The sequence below is a fragment of the Streptomyces mesophilus genome, from assembly GCF_011044995.1.
GTDB classification, from domain to species: domain Bacteria; phylum Actinomycetota; class Actinomycetes; order Streptomycetales; family Streptomycetaceae; genus Streptomyces; species Streptomyces mesophilus.
In genome coordinates, this window is sequence record NZ_JAAKZW010000387.1 from 1 (window position 1) to 4053 (window position 4053).

Below are 4053 nucleotides of genomic sequence, written 5' to 3' on the forward strand. Positions count from 1 at the left end.
CCACTCCCACCGGAGCCCCTACCTCCGCAGGTCAACTCCCCACCGACTCCGCCTGGTTGTCCCTCCTGCCCTCCACCCGTCTCCACCTGCGCGCCCCGCTGTCGCCACCCCTGCCCGGCGGTGATCGCGTCGCGGCCGTGCTGCGGGTTCCCGGCGGTCAGGAGCCGCACATCATCGAGGCCCCCACCGCCCTGCAGCGCACCGCGGGCGACCTGCGGGCCGGGCTCCGCGAGGCCACCGATCACCTCCCCGCCGACGCCCGCGCCCTGCTCCCGGGCCTGGTCGTGGGGGACACCACCCGCGTACCGCCCGACCTGGACGACGCCTTCCGTGCCACGGACCTCACGCATCTGCTCGCCGTATCCGGCAGCAACCTCACCATCGTCCTGGTCCTGCTCATCGGCCCACCCGCCCTCGCGATGCGGGCCGAACGCCGAGGCCTCGCACCACGCCTGGGACTCTCCCTGCGGACGACCGCGATCCTCGGCGGCGCCCTGACCCTTGCGTTCGTCCTCGTGTGCCGCCCGGACCCGAGCGTGCTGCGCGCGGCGGCCTGTGGCGCCATCGCCCTGCTCGCGATCGCCACCGGCCGCCGCCGTTCCCTCATCCCCGCACTCGCCGCCGCCGCACTGCTGCTGCTCCTGTGGGACCCCTGGCTGTCGCACAGTTACGGCTTTCTGCTCTCCGTGCTCGCCACCGGAGCCCTCCTGGTCATCGCTCCCCGATGGAGCGCCGCACTGCAACGCCGCCGCGTTCCGCCCCGGATCGCGGAGGCGCTCGCGGCCGCGGCTTCCGCGCAAGCGGTGTGCGCGCCCGTGGTTGTCGTCCTCTCCTCGCGCGTCAGCCTGGTCGCGGTGCCCTGCAACCTCCTGGCCGAGCTCGCCGTCGCCCCCGCCACCGTCCTCGGCTTCGCCGCACTCGCGCTGGCACCCGTGGCTATGCCGCTCGCCGAGGCCCTTGCCTGGTGCGCCGGTTGGCCGACCGGGTGGGTCGCCTCCGTCGCCCGTACCGGAGCCGGTCTCCCCGGCGCCCAGGCGGACTGGCCCGACGGCTGGAGTGGCGCGCTGATACTGGCCACCCTGGTGCTCGTCTCGCTTCCTCTGGCCCGACGGGTCCTGCGCCACCCCCTGGCGTTGATCGCCTGCGCGCTGCTCCTGGTGCTCGCCGTGATGCGACCGGCCCCGCTCACCCGCGTGCTGACCGGATGGCCACCGCCCGACTGGCGTTACGTGCAGTGCGACGTCGGCCAGGGGGACGCCTCCGTCCTCGCCACGGGCCATGGCACCGCCGTGGTCATCGACGCCGGCCCGGACTCCCGGCTCGTCGACCACTGTCTGCACACCCTGGGCGTCACCCGTGTCCCACTCGTCCTGCTCACCCACTTCCACGCGGACCACGTGGCGGGTCTGCCCGGCGTGCTCCGGGGGCGCAGCGTCGGTGCGATCCAGACGACCGGGCTGCAACAGCCGCCCGAACAAGCCGAGTTCGTACGGGTGCAGGCCGAGGCGCACGGCGTACCGCTCCTCGCCGCCACGGCAGGGGAGAGCCGCCGTGCGGGGCCGGTCCGCTGGCAGGTGCTCTGGCCGCCCGCCGACCGCCCGGGCGTGACGGCGCCTACGGAGCCCAACGACTCCAGCGTCACCCTCCTGGTCCGTACGGCCGGACTGACGCTCCTGCTCCCCGGCGACCTCGAACCGCCTTCACAGCAAGCGCTCTTGAGGGCCCACCCCGACCTTCCGGCGGTGGACGTCCTGAAGGTCCCGCACCACGGGTCGCCGCACCAGGACCCCATGTTTCTCCAGCGCGTCAGACCGCGTCTCGCAGTGATCGGAGTCGGCCGGGACAACGGTTACGGGCACCCGTCGCCCCACGTCATCGACACCCTGCGCTCCTTCGGCACGACCGTGCTGCGCACGGACACGGACGGTGCGGTGGCGCTCGCGGGGGCCGGTCCCGCCTTGCGGGCGGTGGCGGCGCGCAGCACGCACCCGGAGCGCCGCCCGTGACGAGCGCGACGCCCACCCGGACAGCGGCCCGTGACAAGCACGACGCCCACCCGCCCGGCGCCTGGCCGCACCCATCTAAAGAAACCCTTGTAAAGACTTCTTTCTAAAGATAGCTTTAGAAGCATGGTCGAGAAGAAGCACGACCCCACTCCGAACCCCAGGGAAACCCGACTCGCCGACCCCAAGGCGCTGCGCGCCTACAGCCATCCGACGCGGATCAAGCTGGTCGGCATGCTGCGCAGGGAGGGCCCGTTCACGGCGACCCGGGCCGCCGAGCTGACCGGTGAGTCCGTGGCCAGCTGCTCGTACCACCTGCGGATGCTCGAGAAGTACGGGCTCGTCGAGCAGGCCGGCGGCGGGCAGGGCAGGGAGAAGCCCTGGCGTGCCACCACGGCGTACACCTCATGGCCCGAGTACTCCGAGGACCCGGCTGTCGCCGAGGCGGCCACGGCGCTGTCGGTCGCGGTGGCCGAGCTGTACTTCGAGCAGACGATCAAGGCCATCGAGAGCCGCCATCTGCTGCCGCGCGTATGGCAGGAGGCGGAGGCGTTCGGCGACAGCCAGCTGTATCTCACGGCCGGGGAACTGGCCGATCTGCGCGCCAAGTTGGAGGACCTGGTCAGGCCCTACGAGGTGCGCAACGACGAGCCTGCGCAACGGCCCGAGGGCGCACGCGTGGTGCAGTTCATGAGGATGGCGTTCGCCCTGACGGACCAGCCCAAGGGGCGGGACGGCGACGGTCGAGGGGGGTCGGCATGAAGGGCACGCGCGTTCCCGAGCTCCTGCGGGAGCAGGCCTTCCGGCGCTACTGGACCGGTCAGACCGTCGCGCTCGTGGGCGACCAGATAGCCCTGCTCGCCATACCGCTGGCGGCAGTTGTCGTGCTCGGAGCCGACGCGGCGGAAATGGGCTGGCTCAAGACGGCCGAACTGCTGCCCGCCCTGCTGCTCAATCTGCCCGCGGGCGCCTGGGCCGACCGGCAGGCGCAGCGCCGCCGCATCATGATCGGCACGGACCTGGCGCGAGCGGCGCTGCTCTGCTCGCTCCCGGTGGCGTACGCGCTGGATGCGCTGACCCTGGTCCAGCTATATGCGGTGGCGCTCGGCGTGGGGGCGCTGACGGTGCTCTTCGATGTGTGCAACGTCGTGGTGTTCACGGCGCTGTTGCCCACCGAGCGCTATGTGCAGGGCAACTCCCTGGTCAACGGCAGCCGGTCGATGGCCTGGCTGGGCGGCCCCGGACTCGGTGGTCTCCTCGTCGGCCTGCTCTCGGCGCCCGTCGCCCTGCTGACCACGGGCCTCACCTACCTGCTGTCCGCCGAGCGCCTCTCACGGATTGCACCCGTGGAGCCACCTCCGGCCGAGCCTGAGCCGGGCCATTTCACGGCGGGCATCCGATGGGCGCTGCGCGAGCCCTTGATGCGGTCGATGTTCGGGGCCACGGCCACCGTGCAGTTCTTCAATTTCATCTTCCACACGCTCTTCGTGCTGTACGCGACGGAGGAACTCGGGCTGAGCGCCGGCATGTTCGGCGCGGTGCTCAGCGTGGCCGCGGTGGGCGGGGTGATCGGAGCGGTCTGCAGCGGAGCGGTCGTGCGCAGGATCGGTATCGGTCCGTCCATCGTCACGGGCTTCGCCACGTTCACGATCCCGCTGATGCTCATCCCGCTCGCCGACGGCCCCACGGTGCTCGTGCTCGGCATGCTGTTCGCGGCCGAGTTCATCTCCTGCGCCGGGGTGATGCTGGTCGACATCGCCTCAGGATCCCTGCAGATGGCCCTGATACCCGACGGGCTGCGCTCCCGGGTGCTCGGTGCGTTCCGCACGGTGACCCATGGCTTCCGTCCGCTCGGTGCCGTGGCCGGCGGTGCGCTCGGCACGCTGATCGGGCTGCGGCCCGCCCTGTGGATCGGCACCGCGGGGGCGGTGCTCAGCGCGGTGTGGCTGCTCGGCTCGCCGATCGCACGCACCCGCGCCCTGCCGGAACCCGCACCGCTCACCCACCCGACCGAAGCCACGACGGGCACCCACTGAGCCCCGCCCCACTG

At 72.1% G+C, this 4053-nt stretch carries 3 protein-coding genes; all 3 read left to right on the top strand.

Translation table 11 applies throughout. The annotated features are described in order from the left end of the window. Window positions 1-2006, top strand: a 2006-nt coding sequence (locus tag G6045_RS39620) for a ComEC/Rec2 family competence protein (RefSeq protein ID WP_165337093.1), incomplete at its 5' end; no start/stop codon positions are given. A gap of 123 nt (window positions 2007-2129) precedes the next feature. Then, window positions 2130-2765 (top strand): winged helix-turn-helix domain-containing protein, encoded by a 636-nt coding sequence (locus tag G6045_RS39625; protein WP_165337094.1) that lies wholly within the window; start codon window positions 2130-2132, stop codon window positions 2763-2765. Further along, window positions 2762-4039, top strand: a complete 1278-nt coding sequence (locus tag G6045_RS39630; protein ID WP_165337095.1) for an MFS transporter — start codon at window positions 2762-2764, stop codon at window positions 4037-4039. Before G6045_RS39625 ends, G6045_RS39630 begins: the two co-directional genes overlap by 4 nt. The last annotated feature ends 14 nt before the right edge of the window (window positions 4040-4053 follow it).

Excerpts from the sequence above, each read along its gene's own strand:
- G6045_RS39625 (WP_165337094.1), top strand. The coding sequence starts at position 2,130 with ATGGTCGAGAAGAAGCACGACCCCACTCCGAACCCCAGGGAAACCCGA.
- G6045_RS39630 (WP_165337095.1), top strand. The coding sequence starts at position 2,762 with ATGAAGGGCACGCGCGTTCCCGAGCTCCTGCGGGAGCAGGCCTTCCGG.